Here is a 23,038-nt window from a genome sequence, read left to right as displayed (position 1 = left end):
CCTTTCATCGTTTACGCGCCTTGGGGTCCAGGGCATCCCTGAGGGCATCGCCCAGCATGATGAAGCTCAAGACTGTTATGGAGAGAGCAATGGCCGGGTAGAGCAAGGGCATCGGGTTGGATCGCAATGATGCCTGAGCGGCCTGGATGTCATTGCCCCAGGACATGACACTCGGCGGCAGCCCAATACCAAGGAAGGAGAGGGTTGATTCTGCGACGATGAAGGTGCCCAGGGAGATCGTGGCCACGACGATGATCGGCGCGAGCGAGTTCGGCAATACGTGGCGCAGCAGTGAGCGGAAACGTGAAACGCCCAAGGACCTGGCCGCCATGACAAAGTCAGCATTCCTGACCTCAATCACAGCGCCTCTGGTGATTCGCGCGATTTGGGGCCAGCCAAAGACAATCAGGATCAACACCAAGGTCCACACCGTGCGGTTGGCGCGGAACACGGGAAGCTGCATCATGACGATCGCGCCCAGGATCAGGGGCAATGCGAAGAAGATGTCCGTCAGGCGGGCCAGCAGGGCATCAGCCCAGCCACCGTAGTAGCCGGCAAGGGCACCCACAACGCCGCCGAACAGAACCACGCCGATGGTAGTGAAGAGACCCACCGTCACTGACGAGCGGGTACCAAAAATAACGCGGGCGTAAACGTCGCAACCTTGCTGGGTAAAACCAAGCGGGTGTCCGCTCGTTGGTCCACCATCCGAGTTGGCCAACTGGCACGCCTCAGAGGACGGATCGATCTGTGAGAACAGGCCCGGGAACAGGGATACCACTACAACGGCCAGAATCATCACAGCCGAGATGATGAACAACGGCTGCTTGCGAAGGTTCTTCCAAGCCTCACCCCACAGGCTTGAAGGAGCGCTGTCTTCCTTGACCTTGTCCGTGGCCTGAAGCGGCGTCTCGTCAAGGTCGGCAACAAAGTGCTCGATGTGTCGGCGGGCGGTGTGCTGCCCGGTCAGGTTACTTTCAGGAGTCATAGCGGATCCTCGGGTCAAGCCAGGCGTATAGGAGGTCAACAAGCAAGTTGGAGAGGCAATAGATCAAAACCAACACCGTGACAATGGAGACCACCGTGGGTCCCTCACCCGACAAGACGGCACGATAGAGCCTGTTGCCCACGCCGGGAACGTTGAAGATGCCTTCCGTGACGATCGCGCCACCCATCAGCGTGCCCAAGTCTGCGCCCAGGAATGTCACCACCGGAATAAGGGAGTTACGCAGAATGTGGACGTTGACAACCCTGAAGCGGGACAGTCCCTTAGCCGTCGCTGTCCGGACATAATCGGCGTTCATGTTCTCTATGACGCTGGTCCGGGTCAAGCGGAGAACATACGCGAAGGAAGCCAACCCAAGGACGATTGCCGGCAGGATCAAATCCTGCACGGTTGCGGCCGCACTGACAGTTGGTTTCGCCCACCCCAACTGCACACCGATGAAGAACTGGAGTATGAAGCCAAGGACGAAGATCGGGATACCGATAACGATCAGGGAGGCGATCAAAACGGTTCCGTCAAAGAGCTTGCCCTTGCGCAGACCGGCAATGAGCCCGAAAGCAATGCCGAAGACTGCTTCAAAGATCAAAGCCATCACTGCAAGGCGGGCCGTCACAGGAAATACCTCGCCGAGGACGGCGGCAATGGGGCGGCCGGAGAAGTCCTGGCCGAGGTCGAACGTGAAGATGCTCTTGAGATAGAGCAGGTACTGGATGATGAAGGGCTGGTCCAGGTTGTACTGAGCCCTCAGCTTTGCAGCAACAGCCTCATTGACAGGCTTGTCGCCGAACAGTGCGGCAATGGGGTCGCCAGGAAGGCTGAACACCAGGAAGTAGACCAGCAGCGTGGCCCCAAGGAAAACGGGGATCAACTGGAGGAAGCGTTTGAGGATGTATGTCGCCATCAGCGCATCACACCCCGATCAGCAGGCACCCTGTCCATGGGTGCAGCGGAGTTGTTCATCGAAGAACCTTTTCGTCTGATGTGCAAACGTTCCAAGCCAAGGCAAGCGAAGGTCTGCACAAGGACGCCCAACCGGAGTTGGGCGTCATTGATTTGCAACGTGATACGGCGGCGGAAGCACTCAGCTGAGCACCTCCGCCGCCGTTTCGCGGTTACTTGCCAGTGATGTTGTAGTACAGCGGGACGCCGTCCCAACCGTAGTCAACATTCGTGACGCCTGTGCTCCAGCCACCCTGTGATACCTGGTACCACAGCGGAATAGCCGGCAGGTCCTGCAGCAGGATTTCCTGGGCCTTGTTCATGGCCTTGTTGCCTTCAGCCACGGACGGTGCGGACAGTCCATCGGAAATGGCCTTGTCGAACGTCGGGTTCTCATAGCGGGCGTCGTTCGAGCCAGCGCCGGTCTTGTAGATCGGGCCGAGGAAGTTGTACAGCGACGGGTAGTCTGCCTGCCAACCGGCGCGGATTGCACCAGTCAACTTGCCGGTCGTAGCAAGATCGCGGGCTTCCTTGAACGTTGCGAACGGAAGTCCCTCTGCCTTGATGCCGAGGTTGTTCTTCAGCTGGTTGGTAAGAGCCTCAACCCAAGCCTTGTGACCGCCCTTGTCAGCGTTGTACGCAATGGTGAAGGCAGTGTTCGGATCCCACTTCTGGATGGCGTCTGCCTTGGCCCAGAGTTCCTTGGCCTTGGTGGCGTCGAAGTTCAGGTTGTCCGAGCCCGGGATGCTGTCGCTGTAGCCGTCCAGGACGGGAGCAGTGAAGTCCTTGGCAGGCTGGCGGCCGCCGCTGAAGATCACCTTGGTGATCTCTTCCCGGTTGATGGCCATGGAGATTGCCTGGCGACGGAGCTTGCCGGCTTCTCCGCTCCACTCCGGGAGGTATTCCGGAATGGCGATGGTCTGGTTACCGGCGTAGGGCTTCTCGATGAAGCGGTCGCCAAGGTCAGACTTGAAGTTCTTCAGCGCGCTGGTGGGGATGACCTGCAGGATGTCCAGATTGTTGGACAGGAGATCCTGGTATGCGGCGTCATCGTTCTGGAAGATCTTGAACGTCACGCCACCGTTCTTTGCCTTACGAGGACCGTTGTAGTCCGGGTTGGGGACGAGCTGGATCTGCACGTTGTGCTGCCAACCGTTTTCCGCCATCTTGTACGGGCCGTTGCCTACCGGCTTTTCGCCGTAGGTCTTGGGGTCTGCGAGTGCCGCCGCCGGGACCGGCATGAACGCCGTGTAACCGAGACGCAGCGGCCAGTCAGATTCCGGCTGCTTGAGTTCAACGGTGAACGTGGTGTCGTCGACGACCTTGAGGCCGGACAACGTGTCCACAGTGGAACCCTCTGCACTTGCTTCGTCGTAACCCTTGATGCTCTCAAAGAAGGTGGCGCTCAATTGCGCGTTCTTTGCTGCTGCACCGTAGTTCCAAGAGTCCACGAACGTCTTAGCCGTGATGGCGTCACCGTTGGTGAACTTCTGGTCCTTCTTGATCTTGATGGTGAAGTTCTGTGCGTCGGGCGCCTCAATGGACTCCGCCAGCTCGTTTACCGGCTTTCCGGACGGGTCATAGCTGACAAGGCCGGAGAAGATCAGAGTTGCAATCTTTCCGCCGCCAACCTCGTTGATATCGGCCGGCATCAGCGGACGCTGCGGCTCCGAGCCGTCGGCAATGATGACCTTGTTCGGGTCACCCGCAGATGTACCGGAGTCGTTGCTGCCGCCGCCACCGCAACCGGTAGCTGCGAGGGCGATGATCGCCGCTACGCCTAGAGCTTTGGAAGTGCGCGAGAAACGCATTCCGCCTCCTATGTGTCGTGGAGTTGAGCAGGGAAAATTCGTGATTTCCCCCAGGCAAAGGCACAGTTTCCTACTGTGACGTTGCCTACATGTGTGTGTAAGCCTACCCACATTGTGTCCGGATGTTGGGACTTGCTGGCCAAACTGTAACCGTTCCGCAACCTCCAGATGCCTAAATTGTCAGGGATTTCAAGTCAAACGCTACCCGGTGGTAATATTCGCTGTCTGACAGCAGGACAGGACGATTTTGGCGCGAAAAAAGGACCCCGGTTCTGTTGAACCGGAGCCCTTCGACATCGTGCTTTGTCGAACTTCTACGCAATGAGCCGATACGCACGCACTGATTGAATGTTGTTCTTGAAGAACGTGCGGCTGTACCACCCAACGTCGAAGCCATACGTCGCACCGATCGTGAAACTCGAGGCGACTTCGTCCCGGTTGTCGAAGCTAACGCCCCGGGATATCCCCAACGTCCCGCAATTCGATGTCTTCACCAAGACTGAGGCTGTAGAGGCTCCCCCTCGCGTTCCGCCTGAGTTGGTTCCCGGCTCCGCCGACACCACCTCGCACTGAAGGGTCTGGACGTCTTTCGTGTCCAACCAGGGACCCACCAGGACGAAGACCAGGAATGCACACAGAGGAATGGCAAGCCAAGCCCACAACCGATCCATTTTAGAGAGGTTCTTTTGCGGCGAAGGCGTCAGAGCAGCCTGGGGCTGGACAGGGGCTAGCCCGAGCTCACGTAGGCGTGAATCGAGCCTGAGGGCGGCCGCCTCCCGCTTGTGGAGCGAGTAGGCGGACCGACACTGCGAGGTGGTCCAACCCGCTCCCCGGTAAGCAGCCCACTGCCTACGGGCAGGCCCCTCAATGATGAAAGCAGCCAAGGCAACAACGAATGCAATGATCTGGCTAAGGCCCCCGAACATGACGCCAAAGACGGCTATGTTGGCTACCATCTCCGGATCCGTAGGTAATTCGTAGCCTGTGCTGTCCAAGTACCCAAAGAACATTCCCAAGGCAATAACCGGAAGGCCTATGCGCAGGGAATACCGCCAGAGGTACGACCAGAACGACCAGTGAGCTGGAGGCATCCTGGTCACCGCTGGAAGGGTACTTCCATTCACACTCGCGCCCGGTGGGGCCTCACCAGTTGCTTCACCGGTGCCGGAGTTGTGCTGATGGCCTTCCCCTGCGGCTTGAGGGATCGGGTCGCGGCTCATGGGGTTAGACGTTGAAGCGGAACGTACCTTATATACACGAGGCATGACGAAACCTTCTGAATCCGTTGAAATTCATAGATAATTCCGTTGCTCCAAGACGGCCAAAGATGGTGTGGCGCGGACCTGCTGCGGACTTTTTGCGGACTAAGCGAACGGATCGTGCGCGGTCTCGGTCCACCACTCGTCCTTCTTCGCCCGTCTTGCTCGGACCCAATCGATGATGCTGGCGACGTCGTCGGCGTGCAGCATGATGCGGTTCTTGCTGAGCCTGGTGCAGTGACCGGACTCCCGGCAGTAGCGCCGGAGCTCCGTCTTGGTCATCCCCAACTCTGGGGCTACCTCTTCAGGTGTGCGGAAGACTGTTCCGGTCACGGCCGATCGCCTGGCGCCTCGGTGGGTAACGCCTTCAGCCAGTCGGTGAGTTCGTCGGCAAGGATAACCGGCTTGGAGTTGGCGTAGCGGGCAACGAGTTCGCGGCTTCGGACAGCACGTCGAATGGTGTCAACGCTGTAGCCGATGGCTGTAGCCGCTTCCTCGAACGAGTATGCGAGCTTTGGAGTTGTCATGGCTTCAACAGTAGTGAAGTCGTACTGTTTGCCACATGGAAGAGCCTCGAATGTTAACGGCCGCGGATCTGGCCGCCCGCCTGAATGTCGCCGTGGACACCGTTTACCGAATGTGCAGCGCCGGCAAGTGGCCGCACAGCAAGATCGGCCGGCTCTACCGATTCACCGAAGAGCACTACCAAGCCATCATCGCCACGCCAGAAAAGCCCGAACCGTGGACGAAAGAACGGCGGGACAACATAGCCCGGATGCTCCGCCAGCTATCAGAGTGAATTACGGAGCGGTTCGCTCCACCGTGGCGTCCAAGCTGAGCGCCTCCCATGCTCCCGGCGCCTTTTCGTTCATAACGTGGAAAACACCCTGCTGAAGCAGCACCTTCAAAGCGAATGCCGGATCCTCACGGAACTTGAAGCCGAACTCAACATCGATTTCACCTAAGCCATTTGGCTGCGTGCGGAACGAGTTTGCGACAGCCACACCCAGGTCATCCCCATCGACTTCAATCCTGCCAGTCATGGTGAACTCAAAAACTGCCACAGCGCACTTCCTTCACATCGATTCAGAGACGATTCCTACCTACATGGATGGCCGCCAATGGCCATTGAAGCCCAGCGGGAGAATCTCGGGGGGATATTTTCGCTGTACCAAGGGGGACGACGCGCAATGGGGCACCCGAGGGGACCCTCCCCTGGTCCTCGGGGACGCTCACAGCTACCATTGACGGCTTGTTCGCAGTGGTTTGGCCGCGAGCACTACTGAGGGCTTGGGAGTGGTCCTGTTGCCCTTGGACTGATTGCAGCGACGGCATATCACGACCACATTCGACATACGATCGAGGCCGCCTTTGGAGTGCGGAATGATGTGGTCTGCTTCAGCGCTGTTTGGTAAGAGTCCGACGTCGTAGTTGAGGATGACCTTGCAGTAGGGGCAACGCTCCTGACCATCACGCCTTGCGTTCCTCTTGGCTGACTGTGAGACGCGCTTCCATGTTGATGTGCCTGTCCTGCTGGTGGCCATGCTGTTCCTTTCAGCCGTCCATGCGCCTGAGGGGTATGCAGTGAGCGCATACCCCTCAGGCTGTGTGCGGAGTTCACTCTTCGATCAGTGCGGCGCCGTTGGTGAAAGTCCAGCCAGGTGCGGCACTGTCGGTGAAGTCTTCGCTGACGTAGCTGATTGCCCCGTCAGCAGAGGTCAGGTTGATGGTTCTGATCTTGCCCGTGCCGCCCATGATGGTGAATGGTGCCGTTCCTGCAAAGACCGTGATGCCGGTGTATGTAACCCGTGCACCGAGTTGGGTCCACGTTGTGCCGTCTGTGCTGGTGTAGAAGTCCACCCATCCTGCTGCGGCGTTGAAGTCGACCCGGATCCCGAGGAGCGCGCCTGCCGTGGTCGTAGCGGCAACGGTGGAGTCCACGGTTGTGACAGGTGTTGCTGTGCCGGCCGTAAACAGCTGAAGGCGAAGCTTGCCGCCGGAGAGCGTGATCACCTGCCAGGACCGTTGGTCGCCAGTCGTGTTGTATCTGCCCATGATGGTCTTGGATACAAGCGAGTCATAGTTTCCGACGACTCGGGCTGAGATGTTTGCCGCGGTTTTCAAGGCGTCCGGGGATGGGATAGTGGCTGTCGATGTGGTGGTGGTCATCGACAACACCGTCGGGCCGGTGGGCGGCGCGGGAGTGTCGTCAAAGCCTGGGATGACCGCTCCGGTTGCGTCCACCCATCCCTTGGAGATCAGGAGGCGGGCTACCTTGCGCGCGATGACCTGCTGGCCAAGTGCGTTGGGGTGTGTGCCGTCTGCCCGGAGCGTCGCGGGAACGGTGTCCCCAGTGATGTCGATGTTGTCTTGCGCTGTCGGGGTGAGGCCAAGTTGCGCTAGACCGTAATCGATCAAGTAGCGGCGCATGTCGAAGTAGTTCTCAGGGTAGGCGCTTGCGAGGGCGTTGTTCGCCGCTGTCACATTCGTGTGCCCGGCTGTGCCGATTGTTTCGGTGCCGGTTGTGAGAATGCCGAATACTAGGAAGCGTTTCGGTTCGGTGAGGTAGCCAACCATGCTGGCCGTGTCCCTGAGCACTCTGGCAGTGTTGGGGTCATTGCGGCCCGCCCAGAAGGTTTGGATAGCGCCCCGGTTGGCCTTGCCTTCCTGGGTGTAGAAGAGGGAACCGTTCGGGCATGCGGTCGCTGTTCCCGCCGTTGTACGGGTGAATGTCCATGCTCCCGTGGCTTGATCATGGGCAAGAGTGCCAGGAATCCCGCATAGGCGTCCTTGGAAGTGACCGATGTTCTGGAATCCAGCTCCGGCAAGGTTCCGCCATCCAGTGCTTGGGCTGACTGTGTTCACGGTGACTGGCGATGTGTCCGCGGGGATCATTCCGCCGGCGAGCGTGAGTGCTGGCGCAAGCCCGCCTTGCCTTGTAGCGATGTCGGCGGGTGCTTCCCCTGGTACGGACGGATTCCAAACGGTGATGCGGAGGTAGTCGGATACGAGTTGGTGCCAGTGAATGCCTCCACCTTGGCCACCAGCCGTTACTGAATCGCCGATTGTAGCTAGGACGGCTGGCCCGCTTACGGACACTGGGAGCGTTGTCAGGGCACTGGCGATCGTTGCCTCAAGCGCCGCCCGAGTAGCTGTTCCAAGGGCCGCGACAGCTGCCGCAATGGCAGCGTCAGCAGGGGCTCCGACAAGCGCTGCAGCTGCGGCGGCTGCCGCCGCAGCGGACTCCGCATCATTGACTGCATCGGCTAGGGCTGCTGAGGCTGCTTCCGCGGCTGAAGCTCCGGCTTGAGCTGCCTCAGCTTGAGCGTCTTGGGCTGCATGCCTCGCCGCCACTGCTTCGTCACGCACGCTTTGGAAGCTGGACTTGATGACCTTCAGCCCGCCGCCGGACATCTTCACCTGCGGGGACGTGGCCACGAACGGCGGCACGAAAGCATCTGCGCTCGATGTGAGCGGGTTCGTTAGAGGCAGCCCGTTCAAGTCCTTCAGCGACAGCGGCGTGCTCTCGCTCTCGTCGTTAGCGTCATAAACCGTGATGGCGGAGTTAGCTGCGCGTTGGAACGTGAACGGGTCAGCAAGGAGCTCTGATTCGAAGACGTAATCAGTCATCCTGGTCCTCAACTTCGTTGCTCGCGCCCGTGAACGTGGTGGGAGAATTCTCGGTTTTGGCTGGTTCTGCCTGTTGCTTGCCGGGCAAGCCGTAGATGAGTCCCATTTGGTGCTCCTTTTTGAAAGTTCGGGTGGACCCGGTGAAGGACATGCCAGACGGAGTGTCAGAGGGTTCTGGGAAGTTGTCCGGAGCGCTCCCCAAAATTAGGGAGCGTTGGCTGCACCGGCTGCAGGTGATGGTGTCTGTGGTTGGGTTGAAGGTTGCGGAGTTGGGGAGGCCGCCTCGGTGGTAGTTGAGCGGGGTACCGCAGGAGGGGCAGTATGCCTGGCCGGCGTCGTATGCCGCCGTGATGGCCTGGATTTTCTCTTTTCGGGTCCGCTGGCTCATCGGCAACCTTCCGTGGTGTCCACATGCTGGACTTGTGAGTGTGGGGTGAGTCCCGCCCAGCCGGTTGGAAAGGGCGGGACTCGTAGTGCGCTGGGTGGGCTGACGGGGATTCAGGAGAAAACCCGCCCATCGATCCCTGATCCGGGTAAGAAAGTTTAAGAACGCGGGGGTGACGTTGACGCACGGTCTGTGGTTACGCGGTGAGCGTGATCCTGGTGATGGCAGCTTCGTCGGGGAATCCGAAGCCAATACGCATGGTGGCGCGGATGGCGATCCGGTCAGAGGTGAAGTAGGTGGAGTCGTTGACTGCTACCTCGACGTCTTCGCGCAGGACGGTGACGATCCGTGGCGCCGCGACGCCGTAGATAACACCAGGGGTTGCCTTCTTGCTGACAGTGGCCGGGCGACCGAGGGGCATGCGCGGGTTCTCGAGCAGCGTCTTGTTGGACCCGGTCGCTTCCTTGAGGATGGCAAGAGCTTCGGCCTGGGCGGGGTTCAGGATCCAGCCGGTGATGTTTTCCCCTGCGTCTTCGGCGGCGGCGATTGCTTCAGCGAAGATGTCGAGGTTGGCGAGGTTGCCGGTCAGCTCAGTTACGTTTTCGAGGGAGTCGAGGCCCTTGGGTGCGGGGGCGGCAAGGTTTCCGAGGAAGGCGGCGTTGATCTGGCTGATGATGGAGCGTGCCAGGCCTTGGCCAACCATTTCCTGGGCGGAGGGGCTGGAATCATTGGCAAGCTCACGGGAGATGATCGTGAGGCCGGCGACCTTGGACGGTTTGACGGTGATTTCACCAACGGAGGGATCATCCGGCGCAATTTCGGCGCCTTCGGCTACCCACGAGGCGCCCGCGTCCTCAAGAAGGATCGGGATCTGAAGATCCTTGGAAGTGGTGGTAACCACGGTGGCAATGGATTCCTGGAACGGAATCGCCCGCTCTGCGATGGGCTTGGTGATCAAGTCCGAGTATTCGGTGGGAAGGAGGCTTTCGGCAGCAGCTTCGAGAAAAGTCATTTGGGGCTCCTAGGACGGAAGTTACGGGGAGAAGTGTCTTGCTGTCCGTAAGGCCCTGCCTTAGCGGCTGCCCGTCCTGGGGCTACATGATGTGGAAGCTGGCACCCGGCCTAGAAAACTACATCGCTGTAATTTTAACAGCCGGGTGCCAGCTAAACAACCCGCTAGCGCTTGGCTTTGTTCATTACCTTGCTCCAACTCGGGCCATCTGCGCCCGTGCCTTCACGGCTACCCGTGCCAGATGCTGGCACGGGATCGGAGCCAAAGCGCAGCCCGACCTTTTGGTGGGTTTCCTTGACGGCATCTTTCAGCTTCGCCTGGTCGATGATGCCTTCTTTGGTGAAGAGGTCCGCGGCATTCTGTCCAGCTAGCCATAGGGCGTCAGCGTTGAGTTTGCTGCCGTGCGGCATGTTCTGGGCAATGAGCTGCTTTCGGAGCGAGTCGACGGATCCGGCGAGGGTGTCACGCTCGGCCTCGGTGTCGCGCAGCTGGCGCCGATATTTGGCGGCCTCCTGTCCTGGCTTGTTGCCGCCCTTGCTGTCGTCGATGGCCTCAGCAGTACTGAGGCCGTCCTGAGAGGGCTGGGCGCCTTCTGGGGTGTCATTAGTAGTGACACCCTCGGGGCTGCTTTCGGGAGTGGGGGTGTTGACTTGTGTGGTCATGGGTGCCTCCTAGGCGTTGTTGTTCTGCTCTTTGAGCTTGTTGCTGTATCGGATGGCGCGGGATTCCCAGAGTTCGGCTTTGTTCCGCATTTCGTAGAACTTGCGCCGGTACTTTCGCAGTTCGGCGGCTTCGCGTTCGGCCGCTTTGCGTGCAGACCGTTCCTTGGCTAGGGCGTCGTGCCCGGCCCGCCCCAGTTGCTCGCTCATGCTTGGACCCCGCCAAGGAGTAAGTCCGGGTTTACGCCGGCGATGGTCCTTGAGTGGATGCCAGTCGCGATTTGCTCAACGACAACCTCCGCGACTGTCGGGGTTTGCGGACCGGCGAACACAGCCAGTAGCTCAAGCTCGGTGCTCGTTGCCTGGCGGGTGAGCGGCGAGAAGCGGTGACTCAGTCGTTCATAGTCAGCGTGGTGGGTTGCGTCCTCGCGATCCCGAAGCCTGCACGTAGCCGGATCATGATCGAACACGAAGTTCCGGATCCAAGCACCTCCACAGTCGGGGCAAGTCCAAAACATCGACGGAGATTCTATAGGTGGGTTCATGATGCCTCTTTCTGTTCAAATTCAGCTATCAGGGCTTGGAGCGCTCGAGACTGCCTATCCTTTTCAGCCTCGATGGATTTCTCTTGATCAAGTGCGCCGAAGTCGTTCGCGCGCGCTGGTTCCTTAGTTACGTAAGGTGATTGGCGCTTTTTTCCTCTATGTCCTTCCTCTGGTATTCCTCCTAGTGGCTCATCAGTACTCATAGAGGCCACCTTTTCGGTGCCCCAGTCTCCACCGTCAGGGTGGGGCACGTGGGGCACCTTTTCGGTGGTGGGTGGGGCACTTTTTTGGTGGTCCATGTGGGGCACCGTTTCGGTGCCCCGCTCGGCTGATTCGCGACTGTCTCGCGAGCCCTCCCGAGGAATCGAGGACCAAGCAATGCCCCGACCGTTGCGGCCACTATCGGCGGGAACAAATGTGAATTCGGGATCCAGCGCCAAGGCGTATTCGGCTCGGACGCCCAACTTGGCCTGTCCACTGGAAACCACGGCACCAGCCGCAACGAGGGCGGCAACGGCTCTCCGATACTGTTCCTTGGCGCTTGCCCTATTACCGTCACAGTCGTACCCGATGGCGGTGGCCACGGCCTCCCACCCGCCAAAGAAAACAGGAGGGTTGCCCGCGTCAAGGGATATGAGGGCCATGAACGTCAGGGCGCGTGCTTCCCGGTGGCTGAGGCTTCCCCAGTGGGCAAATACCTTGGCGACGTTCTGTGCTCCCATTTGGTGGCCTCCGTTCCTCTCGTGCCTTAGTTCCTGGTTGCAGTCGCGAGGGCGGCAACCAGGTCGAGGGCGTCTTTGGCCGACAGCTCGGCATAGTTCGGGGCCGTGTGGTCCGCCAGCCAAACGTCCACGGATCGGCTGTCCGTGGCCGCGTTCCAAACGGACGTGATGATCCACCGCTCATGCATGACCTCAGGCCCGAGCCATCGAACGTCAGAATGGCGATCCGGCTTGAACCCTGCAGGCGGCATCGGCGGTGGACCTAGTTCCTCCAGAAGTCCTTGGAAGAGGTCCGAAAGGGTCTTCCCTTCGGCCTCTGCAAGTTTTCCGAGCTCTCGCACTGTGACGGGCCAGTTGGTAAGGTGTGGCAAGAGAATCTCCTAATTAGCTGTTGGTGGGTTCCGAGGCCGTGACGGACTTTGGTGAGGCGTCACGGCCTTTCTCTGTCTTGAGTCGAACCTTGCAGGCTTTCGCCGGCGTCATCGCCGGCACCGGCGGCCCTTCGCAGGAGCAGTTCCCTAGCCATTCACAGTTGCAACCGCTCATGCGCTCTTCTCCTTCTTGAATGCGTCTTCCACCCACTCCAGTACGTCTGACTCCTTGTAAACGACGCGGCTACCGGCCAGCTTGCCAAACTTGGGGCCTAGACCTTTGTGGCGGTAGTAGCGGAGCGTGTTTTCCGGCACCCCGGTCAGTCCTGACACTTCGCTGGTGCTGAGAAGCTTCATGGCCTTTACGGCTTCCATCGGTCCTCCTATACGTCAGTGTTGGGCTATCCCAACACGAATGACGATAGATGAAAATGTTTGCCGGTGCAACACTGTTGTGGGAGTATCTCTACATGGATGAATTGCGAGAAGATACGCCAGTTGCGTTGTTCGGGGCCAACCTAAGGCGCTTCCGAGAAGCCTTTGGGTGGTCTCAATCTGAACTTGCGCGGCGCATGGTTGACGCCGGGTGGCCAAAATACAGCCAAGTCGCTGTATCTAGAACCGAGGAAGGCGCGCGAGCCGTGCGCCTAGATGAAGCAATGGCCTTAGCGGAACTTTTCAACCGAAAGCTCCAGGACCTCCTTGATCCAAAAGACGTGATCGACTCCTGGCAGAGACTTCGATACTTCATGGATGACTATTCAAACGCGGTCTCCGCACTCCGCCGGTCAGTCCGTGAACTTGAGGATCAGAGAGCACATCTTCACGTGGCTGCCCAAATGCTGCACCAGGAGGTCGATGGTGTGGGACGAGAGAAGATCAGCGAGACGATGCTCAAGACGCTATCGAACGCTGATCGAATGCTGAGTCTGAGCACACTTGACCAAGTCGAGATCGAGATAGGGGAAATAGCCGCAGAAGCCACCCGAGAGGACATGGAAGATGGCAAACATTCAGAAGAGGCCTGATGGCCGCTGGCGCGCCCGGTACCGTGATGACGCAGGCAAGGAGCACGCTAAGCACTTCGCCCGCAAGCTCGACGCTCAGCGCTGGCTGGATGAGGTAACGACATCCGTTGTCACGGGCTCATACGTTGATCCCAAGTCGGGGAAGGTTACGCTCAACTCTTTCTTCGCAGAGTGGTCACAGCGGCAGCTGTGGGCGGCCGGCACGGCCAAGGCCATGAGCCTGGCCGTCCGCACATGCACGTTCGGAGACGTTGAGTTCAGGAATTTGAAGCGGTCCCACGTTGAGGCGTGGGTGAAGAAGATGACCGTCGACGGGCTGGCGCCGGGAACTGTGAAGACGCGCTACAACAACGTGCGCTCAGTGCTTCGGGGTGCGCGGAATGACCGGATGCTAGCCGCGGATCCGGCTGATGGGGTAACGCTTCCACGGGCCCGGAAGAGTGAGCACGCCATGGCCATTCCTTCTCCCGCCGAAGTGGGTGCCTTGCTGACGGCCGCCGAACCGTGGTTCCGGCCGTTCCTGGCCATGGCTGCATTCGCTGGCTTGCGCCTCGGTGAAGCTGCAGCTATCCAGCTGACTGATGTCGATTTCCTAAGGCGCTCCCTGAAGGTCCAAAGGCAGATTCAGCGGGCCGGTAAAGGGAAAGTGGATATCACTCCCCCGAAATACGGCTCGGAGCGTCTCGTTCACATCCCTGACGGCCTAGTCCAGCTGCTCGCGATGCACGTGGAGCAGATCGGCGTGCACAGTGACGCTCAGTGGCTTTTCCTTGGCGACGGCGGTCTCCCGCCACATCAGAACACGGTGGGCTACTGGTGGCGAAAGACAGCCAAAGCGGCAGGTCTCACCGGATACACGCTGCATGACCTTCGGCACTTCTACGCATCGGGGCTTATTGCAGCCGGTTGCGATGTCGTGACCGTCCAGCGGTCATTGGGGCACTCTAAAGCGACAACAACCCTGAACACTTATGCGCATCTATGGCCTACAGCAGAAGACCGCACGAGGTCCGCCGCTGGAGCGATGATGAACGAAGCTCTCGGGATTTCTGCGGACTCTGTGCGGACTGCTGAAGCCTAGGTCCAGTGTTTACGCGGGAAAAGCGCCATAATCACACGTTGAAGCGGAACTCCACCACGTCGCCGTCGGCCATCACGTACTCTTTGCCTTCGATGCGAACCTTGCCACGGGACTTTGCCTCGGCCATGGAACCGGCGTCGATGAGGTCGTCGAAGGAGACAACCTCGGCCTTGATGAAGCCACGCTGGAAGTCGGAGTGGATCACGCCGGCGGCCTGAGGCGCGGTGTCGCCCTGGCGGATGGTCCAGGCGCGGGTTTCCTTGGGACCGGCCGTGAGGTAGGTCTGCAGGCCAAGAGTGTGGAAACCTACACGTGCCAACTGATCCAGGCCGGATTCGCTCTGGCCGTTCATTTCCAGCATCTCGCGGGCTTCTTCCTCGTCCAGTTCCACGAGGTCGGCTTCGAGCTTGGCGTCAAGGAACACGGCATCTGCCGGCGCAACGAGGGCTCGCAGTTCGTCCTGCTTTTCCTGATCGCCGAGGATGCCTTCATCTGCGTTGAAGACGTAGATGAACGGTTTGGCTGTGAGAAGGCCCAGCTCTTTGAGGTGTCCCATCTCCAGCTTATCGCTCTTGATCGAGGAGAAGATGGTGTCACCGCGTTCCAGAACTGCTTGGGCGGCCTTGATAGCGGCAAGCTCAGCGGCCTCGCGCTTCTTGATCTTGACCTCTTTTTCGATACGCGGGATCGCGTTTTCGATGGTCTGAAGGTCGGCGAGGATCAGCTCGGTGTTGATGGTCTCCATGTCGGAGCGCGGGTCAACCTTGCCGTCGACGTGGATGACGTCGGGATCGTCAAATACGCGGACCACCTGTGCGATGGCCTCTGCTTCGCGGATGTTGGCCAGGAACTTGTTGCCCAGGCCTTCGCCCTCGGATGCACCCTTCACGATGCCGGCAATGTCCACGAAGGACACGGGCGCGGGAAGCAACTTCTGCGAACCGAAGATCTCTGCCAGCTTCGCAAGACGGGGATCAGGAAGGTTGACCACTCCGACGTTGGGCTCGATGGTAGCGAACGGATAGTTCGCAGCGAGCACCTGATTGCGGGTCAGTGCGTTGAAAAGAGTTGATTTGCCGACGTTGGGCAGTCCGACGATGCCAATAGTAAGAGCCACGAGCATTGATTCTACCCGTTGGAACCATGTCCGCGGTTGTTCCCTCCCCCAACCGACGCCCGCGGCTGCAGCCTCGCTAAAACTGTCGTACCCCTGTGACAGGGTTGCCACATGGATGGATTTGGATTGGTATTGGCCCTGCTCATGCTGCTGATTGGCGCCGCGGTTGGTCTCGCGGCCGGCTATGTTGTCTTCCGACGCCGGGGCGCTGGCTTGGAAGAAGACTTCGACGCCGTTTCGTCGCGGCTTTCAGAGGTGACCGCACAGCTGGCAGCAGCCGACGCCGAGCGGCGGCTCTTGTTTACACAGAACCGCGAGCTGAGCGCAGCAAGGAACTCCGATGGCAGTGTTCTGCGCGCGCTCGCTCCAGTGGCCGAAAAGCTCACGGCGGTGCAGCAACAGGTGTCGCTCCTCGAACGGGACAGGGTGGAGCAATACGGCCAACTGGCCCAGCAATTGCAGGATGCGCGTTCATCCGACGAACAGCTCTTGCGGTCAACGCACGCCTTGGCCTCAGCACTCCGTTCCAACAGCGCACGCGGCCAGTGGGGCGAGGTTCAGCTCCGCAGGGTGGTGGAGGCCTCGGGAATGCTCCGGCACGTGGACTTCCACGAGCAGGTTCATTCCGGACGCGGCGACAACACGCTGCGTCCGGACCTGGTGGTCCAGCTTCCCGGTGGCAAGCAACTGGTGGTGGACGCCAAGGTGCCCTTGGCTTCCTACCTCGCTGCGCAGGAACAACTCCACGGAGACGGATCCTTCGGTGAGGCTGTGGGTCCGGCCATCAACCATGACTCCAAGACGCTGCTGGCACAGCATGCAAAGGCTCTCAAGGCCCACATCGACGCCCTGGCGGCCAAGAAGTACTGGGACATTCCTGGGAACTCCCCCGAGCTGGTGATCTGCTTCCTTCCGGCAGAGTCCATTCTGGCGTCTGCCCTTGAGGCCGACCCCGCCCTGCTGGAACACGCTTTGTCCAGGAACGTGGTCTTGGTGTCGCCCGGCACCCTGCTGGCGGTCCTCAAGTCCGTGGCCTTCACGTGGCGACAGGACGTCCTCACCGACAGCGCCCATGAGCTGTTCGAGCTCGCCAAGCAACTGTACGAACGCATGGGCACGCTGGGTGAGAACGTCGGCAAGCTGGGAAGCTCATTGAAGACATCCGTGGATCGCTACAACGCCATGGTGGGCACGCTCGAGGCTCGGGTGCTCCCGACGGCGCGCAAGCTCAACACCATGGACGACGCCGGACTTGCCGCGCCGATGTCCGTTGAAGTTGTTCCCCGCGCGTTGGCAGCACCGGAACTTCTTTCTGTCGACTCCCGCGATCAGCTGGATTCCGCCCGTGACCATGAGGACAGCCCAGACCGCGAATCAGCCGCCTGAGCTAAAGCCGGCTTAAAGGTGTCTGGTCCGGGATGGGTTGTGTTCACTAAGGTGAACCCAACCCATCCCGGACCAGCTATACCAACTATTTGCTAGGACGTCGGACGGTTTCCACGGCCGCCTAGGGCGCGTGTGACGTCGCCGGCTTTCTTCAGGGTGGCCCGCAGTTCCTTGGGAAGCGAGAAAAGCAGGTCTTCCTCTGCCGTCACCACTTCCTGGACCTCGCCGTAACCGTAGTCAGCCAAGAGTCGCAGGACATCCTTGACGAGCACCTCGGGAACAGACGCACCCGAAGTCACACCTACGGTGGCAACGCCCTCGAACCACGACTCGTCCACTTCATTGGCGAAGTCCACGCGGTACGAGCTCTTGGCACCATATTCGAGGGCTACTTCAACCAAGCGCACGGAGTTGGACGAGTTGGCCGAACCCACAACAATCACGAGGTCAGCCTGTGGTGCGATCTTCTTGATAGCCACCTGCCGGTTGGTGGTGGCGTAGCAAATGTCATCGCTGGGCGGATCCTGCAGCGTGGGGAACCGGTCTTTGAGCAGGCGAACAGTCTCCATGGTTTCGTCCACACTCAGCGTTGTCTGGGAAAGCCAGATGGTCTTCTCCGGATCGCGGACGGTGACCTTGTCTACCTCGTGGGGACCGTTGATGATCTGAATGTGCTCCGGTGCCTCGCCGGCTGTTCCTTCGACTTCCTCATGACCCTCGTGGCCTATGAGGAGGATGTCGTAATCTTCCTTGGCGAAGCGCACAGCTTCCTTGTGGACTTTGGTCACCAGAGGGCACGTGGCATCAATGGTGCGCAGTCCACGATCCTCGGCTGATTGCACCACTGCCGGCGAGACGCCGTGCGCGGAGAAGATCACCAACGCGCCTTCGGGGACCTCATCTGTCTCCTCGACGAAGATCGCCCCTTGTTCCTCCAGGGAGCTGACCACATGCACGTTGTGGACGATTTGCTTGCGTACGTAGACGGGAGGGCCGTAATGCTCCAGGGCCTTCTCCACAGCAATGACGGCCCGGTCCACACCGGCGCAATAACCCCGGGGGGCCGCCAACAGAACCTTCTTGGGGCCCGTGACGGGCGCCGCTGCCTGAACCTCTTCCGGGGAACGGCGTCTACGGGGCACCGTGGGCATAGGAATGGAAACTGCTGTGCTGGTCATTCCTCCATGCTACCGGGCCGGACTTTGCCTCCCTGCTATCGGGCCGGACTTTAGCTGCTGGCCGAACGTGACCCTCGTCGCCCTGACAGGACGGAGCCTATGACGCCTGCCACAAAGACTGCGCCCGACGCCACCGCCGCGATCACAATCCATTCCCCAAACCCTGTTTTGGCTGCCGTGAGGAACTCCTGTTTGAACAGTTCAGCCACACCGTTTGCGCTGGACAGGTTGCCGATCACTCCCCCTGCAAGATCCGCACCGGCCGTCCAGAGAGCAGCAAGTGCCAAGCCTCCCAGTCCGAGGAAAACCAGCATCAGGGAACGCCGACGCGTGGCAACAAGCGCCAGGAGCACGGAGAGCACAGCACCGAGGGCGGCCACCCACCAGAGGGGCGCAAAGGCCGCCACCCGCTCCACCAGCTGACGGTGGGAAGGTTCCCCCAAGGACACCAAGCTTTCCGATGGAACATCAATCCGAATTCGGGTGGCCTCCGCGAAGTGATCGCGAATAAGCCTGACCAAAGGGCTGATATCAAGGACCAGGGCAGTGGTGGCGGCGGCCTCCTCAGCTTGCTTCGCCGCGCCGAAGTTCAGCTTGTGGCTGTTTCGCACCGTCTCTTCCCACGCTTGGGGGTAGTCGCTCCACGATTGCATGCCCGATGCAGCGCTGCGGAGTGCATCGGCCGCCAAGGACTGTATAGGTCCTGGAAGATCCACTGAGGACTCGAACGTACCAACAGCGGCCGTGGCGAGCCGGCTTTGGAATTCCGGATCATTGCCCAGCGCACCCGCCATCCGGACAAAGCCCTCTTCTTTGACGATGTTCTGGTCGACCCACGCGGTAGGAACGGCTACGGCAGTGAGGAGTAGAGCGAGGATCACTCCCAATGCTGAGACAAAAGTACGCAAGGTCATCCTCGGGCTCGGGGGCTATGCCACCATCCTAGGTCTGTCCACATGACAGAAAAAATGTCGGAGGTGTTGCCCAAGCTATGGATAGAGTTGGAAGGCCGGTTAGCACCCACAGCCGCACCCTTAAGCGAGGACAATGACAATGCAGGAACAAGCACGGCGACTGAACCAGGTACGGGCCACCCATGTCCGCTGAAGCAACGCCGGAATCCACGCTGCCGGGTACTGCCGCCGAAACCAGCCCGGACAACCCCTGGCCCCTGCAGTTGCTGTCCCGCAAGCTCAAGGCACACATTGAGCGGGCGCCGGCTGCTTGGATCGAAGGTCAGGTCATTGAACTGAACCGCCGGGGTGGTAACGCTTTTCTGACACTGCGTGATGTTGACGCGGAGATTTCACTTCCTGCATCCGTCTGGTCAACGGTACTTGACCGCCAGAAGGTACCCCTGGAGCGTGGCTCGCGCGTGGTCGCCTTGGTGAAGGCGGACTTCTGGGTGAAGACCGGGCGCCTGAACATGTCAGTGAAAGACATCCGTCCGGTGGGCCTGGGAGATCTGCTGGCAAGGATCGAAAGGCTGCGCCAAGCTTTGGCAGCCGAGGGCCTGTTCGCGGATTCCCGGAAACGGAAGCTGCCCCTTCTCCCCCACCGTATCGGCCTCATCACCGGCCGGGAATCCGACGCCAAGAAAGATGTCATGCGCAACGCCGCCCTGCGTTGGCCGGCGGTTGAGTTTGACGTCCGCGAAGTAGCTGTCCAAGGTAACACCGCTGTTTCACAAATCATCGCGGCCTTGAAAAGACTGGACGCCGACCCGCACGTGGATGTCATTGTCCTGGCCCGCGGTGGCGGCGCGTTGGAAGACCTCCTGCCGTTCAGCAATGAAGACCTCATTCGTGCCGTCTCGGCAGCTACCACGCCCGTCGTCAGCGCCATCGGCCATGAAGCCGACCGTCCTATCCTGGACGATGTAGCGGACCTCCGGGCGTCAACACCCACGGATGCCGCCAAGCGCATCGTCCCGGACGTCGCCGAGGAACTGGCCATGGTTCGACAGGCCAGGGACCATCTCCGCCGAAGTATCAGCCGCATGGTGGACAGGGAGACAGATCGTCTCCACGCTCTAAGGTCCCGGCCGGTATTGGCCACTCCCGCTTCAATGGTGGATGCCCGCTCCGAGGACATCCACCGCCTGCAGCGCAGGACGCATTCTGCGGTCAGTACAGCGGTGGTCAGGGCGTTGGACCAGGTCCACCACTTGCGTGCCCAAGTCCGTGCCCTATCGCCACAAAAGACCTTGGACCGCGGCTATGCCGTTGTTCAACTTGTGGGCGAGGACCAGGCGGGGCACCACGTTGTCAGTAGCCCGGATGAAGCGCCGGACGGGACGCCACTGAGCATCCGGGTGGCCGAGGGCCGTTTCAGGGCTGTATCCGCTGGAGCGGGTCAGCTCGTCGAACACTGACAACTCCCGTTGGGCACCCACAAGTCGTCGACCACCACAAGCACAAAGGACCATCATGACCGAGAACAACCAAACAGCGCCGAATCCTGAATCCCTTGACGGATTGAGCTACGAGGAAGCCCGCGAGCAACTCGTGGCGGTGGTGGGACGTTTGGAGGCAGGCGGAGCCAGTTTGGAAGAATCACTGGCCCTTTGGGAGCGTGGCGAGGCCTTGGCCAAACGCTGCGAAGACTGGCTTGAGGGCGCCCGTAAGCGCCTGGCCACGGCCCGCGACGCCAGCAGCGACGGCGGGACCCCAGCCTAGGATTCCACCACGAGGGCGCGCTCAGCGGCGACATCGAAGTCAGCTTTGGGCCAGTCCAGCTGCAAACCGCCGAGGGCATCCAGCAGCAGTTGCTGGACTGCGATGCGTGCGTACCACTTCTTGTTGGCCGGCACCACGTGCCATGGGGCAATGTCGGTAGAGGTCTTCTCGAAGGCAACGCTGTAGGCGTCCATGTAGTCATCCCAGTACGCACGTTCCGCGAGGTCGCCGCGACTGTATTTCCAGTGCTTGCTGGGATCGTCCAACCGGGCGATCAAACGCTTTTTCTGTTCGTCCTTGCTGATATTGAGCATGACCTTAACGATGGTGGTTCCCTGCTCGGTCAGGCGTGACTCAAAGTCGTTGATCGCGGCGTACCGGCGCTCCAGTTCGGCAGCGTCCGCCCAGCCATGGACACGGTGGATCAGCACGTCTTCGTACTGCGAGCGGTCGAACACCCCCACCATTCCGGCGGCAGGGGCTTGTTTTTCGATTCTCCAGAGGAAGTCGTGCGACTTTTCCTCGTCCGTAGGCGCTTTGAAGGCGGTCAGTTGTACGCCTTGCGGGTCCATGGCGCCAACAACGTGGCTGACAATGCCGCCCTTGCCCGCAGTATCCATGGCCTGAAGGATGAGCAGGAGCCGTTTGGGGTTGCCGAACTTTCCTTCGGCGAAGAGCTTTTCCTGCAGTTCCGCCAGCCGCGCGTCCTGCGCGGCAAGCAACGCCTTGCCATCAGCTTTCACACCGGTGTAGCCGGGTGTGGATTCGGGATCCACGCCTGCCAGCGAAAACCCCGATCCAACCCTCAGTACTTCGGCCGGACTTTTGGCGAACTCAACTGCAGCAACCATTGGCATGCCTTTCTGCCCGGCCGCGCCCTCATGGCGCGGCTATGGACCTCAGGCTAGTTGCCCGGGTACCTCGACAGGAAGTCCGCCATGCGCCCAATGGCTTCTTCGATGTCCTTGACGTTGGGCAAGGTCACCATTCGGAAGTGGTCCGGACGAACCCAATTGAACGCACGCCCATGGGACACCAGGATTTTCTGTTCCTTCAGCAGATCCAGGACGAACTTCTCGTCATCCCGAATGTGATAGACCTCCGGGTCCAGCTTCGGGAACAGGTACAGGGCACCGCGCGCCTGCTGCGTGCTGACTCCGGGAATGGCGTTCAGGAGGTCGTAGGCCTTGTTGCGCTGCTCCAGGAGCCTGCCGCCGGGAAGGATGAGATCGTTGATGCTCTGGTAGCCGCCGAGCGCGGTTTGGATGGCGTGCTGTGCAGGTACGTTGGCGCACAAGCGCATGTTGGCCAGCAGGTTGATGCCCTCAAGGTAATCGGCGGCATCCTTCTTGGGCCCGGAAATTGCCATCCAGCCGGCGCGGTAGCCGCAGACGCGGTAGGCCTTGGACAGGCCGCTGAACGTCAAGCACAGGACGTCATCACCGGTGAGCCCCGCGAGGTTGATGTGGACGGCGTCTTCGTACAGGATTTTCTCGTAGATCTCGTCAGCGAAAAGAACCAATCCATGCTTCTCTGCCAACGCGACGATCTTCTTGAGGGTCTCCTCCGGGTAGACGGCGCCGGTGGGGTTGTTGGGGTTGATCACCACAATGCCCTTGGTCCGCGGCGTGATCTTGGCTTCCATGTCCTCAAGATCGGGCTGCCATCCGGACTCTTCGTCGCAGAGGTAGTGCACAGGACGGCCACCGGCCAGCGCGACGGAAGCCGTCCACAGCGGGTAGTCCGGCGTGGGAATCAGCACTTCGTCACCGTCGTCCAGGAGTGCCATGAGGGACATGGTGATGAGCTCACTGACACCGTTGCCGAGGTAGATGTCGTCAACGTGGATGTTCTGGATGCCGCGCGTCTGGTAGTACTGCGAAACGGCGGTCCTGGCGGAAAAGATTCCGCGGGAATCGCTGTAGCCTTGGGCGTTCGGCAGGTGGCGGATCATGTCCACCAAAATGGCGTCCGGCGCTTCAAAACCAAAAGGTGCCGGGTTTCCGATGTTCAGTTTGAGGATCCGGTGACCCTCCGCTTCCATTTGCTGGGCGGCCTGAAGAATCGGTCCACGGATGTCGTAGAGGACATTATGAAGCTTGGTGGACTGCTTGAAATTCGCCATCCCTCAAATATGCCACACGGGTGATGCAGTTCAGCTGAGACTTAACTCACAGATACGACGACGGCGGTGACGGTCCCGCGCGGGTCCGTCACCGCCGTCGTACGCG

The 23,038-nt window shown here is 60.2% G+C and carries 27 protein-coding genes; 6 read left to right on the top strand and 21 right to left on the bottom strand.

What is annotated here, in order from left to right; translation table 11 throughout:
- Positions 1-4: 4 nt before the first annotated feature.
- From AC1RJY_RS05375 to AC1RJY_RS05350, 6 genes are all read right to left on the bottom strand, one after another.
- Entirely contained in the window at positions 5-988 is a 984-nt protein-coding gene (locus tag AC1RJY_RS05375; protein ID WP_014922304.1) for an ABC transporter permease, read from the bottom strand.
- Positions 978-1,907 (bottom strand): ABC transporter permease, encoded by a 930-nt coding sequence (locus AC1RJY_RS05370; RefSeq protein WP_011775455.1) that lies wholly within the window; start codon positions 1,905-1,907, stop codon positions 978-980. The genes AC1RJY_RS05375 and AC1RJY_RS05370 overlap by 11 nt, the downstream gene beginning before the upstream one ends.
- A gap of 211 nt (positions 1,908-2,118) precedes the next feature.
- Positions 2,119-3,756: a peptide ABC transporter substrate-binding protein gene (locus AC1RJY_RS05365; protein ID WP_014922306.1), complete on the bottom strand. Its 1,638-nt coding sequence runs from the start codon at positions 3,754-3,756 to the stop codon at positions 2,119-2,121.
- Positions 3,757-4,070: 314 nt separating this feature from the next.
- Entirely contained in the window at positions 4,071-4,847 is a 777-nt protein-coding gene (locus AC1RJY_RS05360) for a hypothetical protein (RefSeq protein ID WP_498601971.1), read from the bottom strand.
- A gap of 273 nt (positions 4,848-5,120) precedes the next feature.
- Positions 5,121-5,348: a hypothetical protein gene (locus AC1RJY_RS05355; RefSeq protein WP_498601740.1), complete on the bottom strand. Its 228-nt coding sequence runs from the start codon at positions 5,346-5,348 to the stop codon at positions 5,121-5,123.
- Complete coding sequence (locus AC1RJY_RS05350) at positions 5,345-5,542, bottom strand: hypothetical protein (RefSeq protein ID WP_498601739.1); 198 nt, start codon at positions 5,540-5,542, stop codon at positions 5,345-5,347. Before AC1RJY_RS05350 ends, AC1RJY_RS05355 begins: the two co-directional genes overlap by 4 nt.
- Before the next feature lie 50 nt (positions 5,543-5,592).
- On the opposite strand from AC1RJY_RS05350, the gene AC1RJY_RS05345 reads away from it, so the two are divergent.
- Entirely contained in the window at positions 5,593-5,814 is a 222-nt protein-coding gene (locus tag AC1RJY_RS05345) for a helix-turn-helix domain-containing protein (RefSeq protein ID WP_498601738.1), read from the top strand.
- A gap of 1 nt (position 5,815) precedes the next feature.
- Here the strand turns inward: AC1RJY_RS05345 and AC1RJY_RS05340 are convergent, their stop codons facing one another.
- The 10 genes from AC1RJY_RS05340 to AC1RJY_RS05295 form a co-directional block, all read right to left on the bottom strand.
- On the bottom strand, positions 5,816-6,079 hold the full coding sequence (locus AC1RJY_RS05340; RefSeq protein WP_498601737.1) for a hypothetical protein: 264 nt from the start codon (positions 6,077-6,079) through the stop codon (positions 5,816-5,818).
- 174 nt (positions 6,080-6,253) lie between these two features.
- The gene (locus tag AC1RJY_RS05335) at positions 6,254-6,559 is read right to left on the bottom strand and encodes an HNH endonuclease (protein ID WP_498601736.1); all 306 of its coding nucleotides are present in this window, start codon (positions 6,557-6,559) and stop codon (positions 6,254-6,256) included.
- Between the two features lie 73 nt (positions 6,560-6,632).
- Positions 6,633-8,645: a hypothetical protein gene (locus AC1RJY_RS05330; RefSeq protein ID WP_498601734.1), complete on the bottom strand. Its 2,013-nt coding sequence runs from the start codon at positions 8,643-8,645 to the stop codon at positions 6,633-6,635.
- 581 nt (positions 8,646-9,226) lie between these two features.
- Positions 9,227-10,042: a phage major capsid protein gene (locus AC1RJY_RS05325; RefSeq protein WP_498601732.1), complete on the bottom strand. Its 816-nt coding sequence runs from the start codon at positions 10,040-10,042 to the stop codon at positions 9,227-9,229.
- Positions 10,043-10,206: 164 nt separating this feature from the next.
- The gene (locus AC1RJY_RS05320) at positions 10,207-10,704 is read right to left on the bottom strand and encodes a hypothetical protein (RefSeq protein WP_498601730.1); all 498 of its coding nucleotides are present in this window, start codon (positions 10,702-10,704) and stop codon (positions 10,207-10,209) included.
- A gap of 9 nt (positions 10,705-10,713) precedes the next feature.
- Entirely contained in the window at positions 10,714-10,911 is a 198-nt protein-coding gene (locus tag AC1RJY_RS05315) for a hypothetical protein (RefSeq protein WP_498601729.1), read from the bottom strand.
- Positions 10,908-11,171 (bottom strand): hypothetical protein, encoded by a 264-nt coding sequence (locus AC1RJY_RS05310; protein WP_498601727.1) that lies wholly within the window; start codon positions 11,169-11,171, stop codon positions 10,908-10,910. Before AC1RJY_RS05310 ends, AC1RJY_RS05315 begins: the two co-directional genes overlap by 4 nt.
- Positions 11,172-11,242: 71 nt before the next feature.
- Positions 11,243-11,968 carry a hypothetical protein gene (locus AC1RJY_RS05305; protein WP_498601725.1) on the bottom strand — a complete coding sequence of 242 codons (726 nt, stop codon included), beginning with the start codon at positions 11,966-11,968 and terminating at the stop codon, positions 11,243-11,245.
- 26 nt (positions 11,969-11,994) lie between these two features.
- The gene (locus tag AC1RJY_RS05300) at positions 11,995-12,339 is read right to left on the bottom strand and encodes a hypothetical protein (RefSeq protein ID WP_498601723.1); all 345 of its coding nucleotides are present in this window, start codon (positions 12,337-12,339) and stop codon (positions 11,995-11,997) included.
- 171 nt (positions 12,340-12,510) lie between these two features.
- On the bottom strand, positions 12,511-12,714 hold the full coding sequence (locus tag AC1RJY_RS05295; RefSeq protein ID WP_498601721.1) for a helix-turn-helix transcriptional regulator: 204 nt from the start codon (positions 12,712-12,714) through the stop codon (positions 12,511-12,513).
- Between the two features lie 50 nt (positions 12,715-12,764).
- Here AC1RJY_RS05295 and AC1RJY_RS05290 point away from each other — a divergent pair, with 50 nt between their 5' ends.
- A complete protein-coding gene (locus AC1RJY_RS05290; protein ID WP_498601719.1) occupies positions 12,765-13,367 on the top strand; it encodes a helix-turn-helix transcriptional regulator in 603 nt (200 codons plus the stop codon).
- Positions 13,342-14,448 carry a tyrosine-type recombinase/integrase gene (locus AC1RJY_RS05285; RefSeq protein WP_498601717.1) on the top strand — a complete coding sequence of 369 codons (1,107 nt, stop codon included), beginning with the start codon at positions 13,342-13,344 and terminating at the stop codon, positions 14,446-14,448. The genes AC1RJY_RS05290 and AC1RJY_RS05285 overlap by 26 nt, the downstream gene beginning before the upstream one ends.
- Positions 14,449-14,479: 31 nt before the next feature.
- On the opposite strand, the gene ychF is transcribed toward AC1RJY_RS05285, so the two are convergent.
- Positions 14,480-15,565 carry a redox-regulated ATPase YchF gene (gene ychF / locus AC1RJY_RS05280; RefSeq protein WP_026005753.1) on the bottom strand — a complete coding sequence of 362 codons (1,086 nt, stop codon included), beginning with the start codon at positions 15,563-15,565 and terminating at the stop codon, positions 14,480-14,482.
- Between the two features lie 111 nt (positions 15,566-15,676).
- Here ychF and AC1RJY_RS05275 point away from each other — a divergent pair, with 111 nt between their 5' ends.
- Positions 15,677-16,951, top strand: coding sequence for a DNA recombination protein RmuC (locus tag AC1RJY_RS05275; protein ID WP_498601715.1), 1,275 nt, complete (start codon positions 15,677-15,679; stop codon positions 16,949-16,951).
- 92 nt (positions 16,952-17,043) lie between these two features.
- Here the strand turns inward: AC1RJY_RS05275 and AC1RJY_RS05270 are convergent, their stop codons facing one another.
- Both AC1RJY_RS05270 and AC1RJY_RS05265 read right to left on the bottom strand, forming a co-directional pair.
- Positions 17,044-18,129, bottom strand: a complete 1,086-nt coding sequence (locus AC1RJY_RS05270) for a 4-hydroxy-3-methylbut-2-enyl diphosphate reductase (RefSeq protein WP_014922310.1) — start codon at positions 18,127-18,129, stop codon at positions 17,044-17,046.
- Positions 18,130-18,179: 50 nt separating this feature from the next.
- Positions 18,180-19,043, bottom strand: a complete 864-nt coding sequence (locus tag AC1RJY_RS05265; RefSeq protein WP_498601713.1) for a hypothetical protein — start codon at positions 19,041-19,043, stop codon at positions 18,180-18,182.
- A gap of 182 nt (positions 19,044-19,225) precedes the next feature.
- Here AC1RJY_RS05265 and xseA point away from each other — a divergent pair, with 182 nt between their 5' ends.
- Both xseA and AC1RJY_RS05255 read left to right on the top strand, forming a co-directional pair.
- On the top strand, positions 19,226-20,503 hold the full coding sequence (gene xseA, locus AC1RJY_RS05260; RefSeq protein WP_210063582.1) for an exodeoxyribonuclease VII large subunit: 1,278 nt from the start codon (positions 19,226-19,228) through the stop codon (positions 20,501-20,503).
- A 55-nt stretch (positions 20,504-20,558) separates the two neighbouring features.
- Positions 20,559-20,807, top strand: a complete 249-nt coding sequence (locus tag AC1RJY_RS05255; protein WP_011775462.1) for an exodeoxyribonuclease VII small subunit — start codon at positions 20,559-20,561, stop codon at positions 20,805-20,807.
- On the opposite strand, the gene AC1RJY_RS05250 is transcribed toward AC1RJY_RS05255, so the two are convergent.
- Together AC1RJY_RS05250 and AC1RJY_RS05245 are read right to left on the bottom strand one after the other, a co-directional pair.
- Positions 20,804-21,658: a polyphosphate kinase 2 family protein gene (locus tag AC1RJY_RS05250; RefSeq protein WP_014922313.1), complete on the bottom strand. Its 855-nt coding sequence runs from the start codon at positions 21,656-21,658 to the stop codon at positions 20,804-20,806. The two genes, AC1RJY_RS05255 and AC1RJY_RS05250, sit on opposite strands and share 4 nt — an antisense overlap.
- Positions 21,659-21,711: 53 nt before the next feature.
- Entirely contained in the window at positions 21,712-22,932 is a 1,221-nt protein-coding gene (locus AC1RJY_RS05245) for a pyridoxal phosphate-dependent aminotransferase (protein WP_011775464.1), read from the bottom strand.
- Positions 22,933-23,038: the final 106 nt, after the last annotated feature.

It is taken from the genome of Arthrobacter sp. GW822-FHT05G07, assembly GCF_058799755.1.
Note: the sequence above shows the minus strand (reverse complement) of the source record. Positions and strands in the feature narration are given on the sequence as shown.

What these genes read in the sequence shown, in the direction of transcription:
- AC1RJY_RS05375 (WP_014922304.1), bottom strand. Translation starts at nt 988, where the DNA reads ATGACTCCTGAAAGTAACCTGACCGGGCAGCACACCGCCCGCCGACAC.
- AC1RJY_RS05370 (WP_011775455.1), bottom strand. Translation starts at nt 1,907, where the DNA reads ATGGCGACATACATCCTCAAACGCTTCCTCCAGTTGATCCCCGTTTTC.
- AC1RJY_RS05365 (WP_014922306.1), bottom strand. Translation starts at nt 3,756, where the DNA reads ATGCGTTTCTCGCGCACTTCCAAAGCTCTAGGCGTAGCGGCGATCATC.
- AC1RJY_RS05360 (WP_498601971.1), bottom strand. Translation starts at nt 4,847, where the DNA reads ATGCCTCCAGCTCACTGGTCGTTCTGGTCGTACCTCTGGCGGTATTCC.
- AC1RJY_RS05350 (WP_498601739.1), bottom strand. Translation starts at nt 5,542, where the DNA reads ATGACAACTCCAAAGCTCGCATACTCGTTCGAGGAAGCGGCTACAGCC.
- AC1RJY_RS05345 (WP_498601738.1), top strand. Translation starts at nt 5,593, where the DNA reads ATGTTAACGGCCGCGGATCTGGCCGCCCGCCTGAATGTCGCCGTGGAC.
- AC1RJY_RS05335 (WP_498601736.1), bottom strand. Translation starts at nt 6,559, where the DNA reads ATGGCCACCAGCAGGACAGGCACATCAACATGGAAGCGCGTCTCACAG.
- AC1RJY_RS05330 (WP_498601734.1), bottom strand. Translation starts at nt 8,645, where the DNA reads ATGACTGATTACGTCTTCGAATCAGAGCTCCTTGCTGACCCGTTCACG.
- AC1RJY_RS05325 (WP_498601732.1), bottom strand. Translation starts at nt 10,042, where the DNA reads ATGACTTTTCTCGAAGCTGCTGCCGAAAGCCTCCTTCCCACCGAATAC.
- AC1RJY_RS05320 (WP_498601730.1), bottom strand. Translation starts at nt 10,704, where the DNA reads ATGACCACACAAGTCAACACCCCCACTCCCGAAAGCAGCCCCGAGGGT.
- AC1RJY_RS05315 (WP_498601729.1), bottom strand. Translation starts at nt 10,911, where the DNA reads ATGAGCGAGCAACTGGGGCGGGCCGGGCACGACGCCCTAGCCAAGGAA.
- AC1RJY_RS05305 (WP_498601725.1), bottom strand. Translation starts at nt 11,968, where the DNA reads ATGGGAGCACAGAACGTCGCCAAGGTATTTGCCCACTGGGGAAGCCTC.
- AC1RJY_RS05295 (WP_498601721.1), bottom strand. Translation starts at nt 12,714, where the DNA reads ATGGAAGCCGTAAAGGCCATGAAGCTTCTCAGCACCAGCGAAGTGTCA.
- AC1RJY_RS05290 (WP_498601719.1), top strand. Translation starts at nt 12,765, where the DNA reads ATGAAAATGTTTGCCGGTGCAACACTGTTGTGGGAGTATCTCTACATG.
- AC1RJY_RS05285 (WP_498601717.1), top strand. Translation starts at nt 13,342, where the DNA reads ATGGCAAACATTCAGAAGAGGCCTGATGGCCGCTGGCGCGCCCGGTAC.
- AC1RJY_RS05275 (WP_498601715.1), top strand. Translation starts at nt 15,677, where the DNA reads ATGGATGGATTTGGATTGGTATTGGCCCTGCTCATGCTGCTGATTGGC.
- AC1RJY_RS05270 (WP_014922310.1), bottom strand. Translation starts at nt 18,129, where the DNA reads ATGACCAGCACAGCAGTTTCCATTCCTATGCCCACGGTGCCCCGTAGA.
- AC1RJY_RS05265 (WP_498601713.1), bottom strand. Translation starts at nt 19,043, where the DNA reads ATGACCTTGCGTACTTTTGTCTCAGCATTGGGAGTGATCCTCGCTCTA.
- xseA (WP_210063582.1), top strand. Translation starts at nt 19,226, where the DNA reads ATGTCCGCTGAAGCAACGCCGGAATCCACGCTGCCGGGTACTGCCGCC.
- AC1RJY_RS05255 (WP_011775462.1), top strand. Translation starts at nt 20,559, where the DNA reads ATGACCGAGAACAACCAAACAGCGCCGAATCCTGAATCCCTTGACGGA.
- AC1RJY_RS05250 (WP_014922313.1), bottom strand. Translation starts at nt 21,658, where the DNA reads ATGGTTGCTGCAGTTGAGTTCGCCAAAAGTCCGGCCGAAGTACTGAGG.
- AC1RJY_RS05245 (WP_011775464.1), bottom strand. Translation starts at nt 22,932, where the DNA reads ATGGCGAATTTCAAGCAGTCCACCAAGCTTCATAATGTCCTCTACGAC.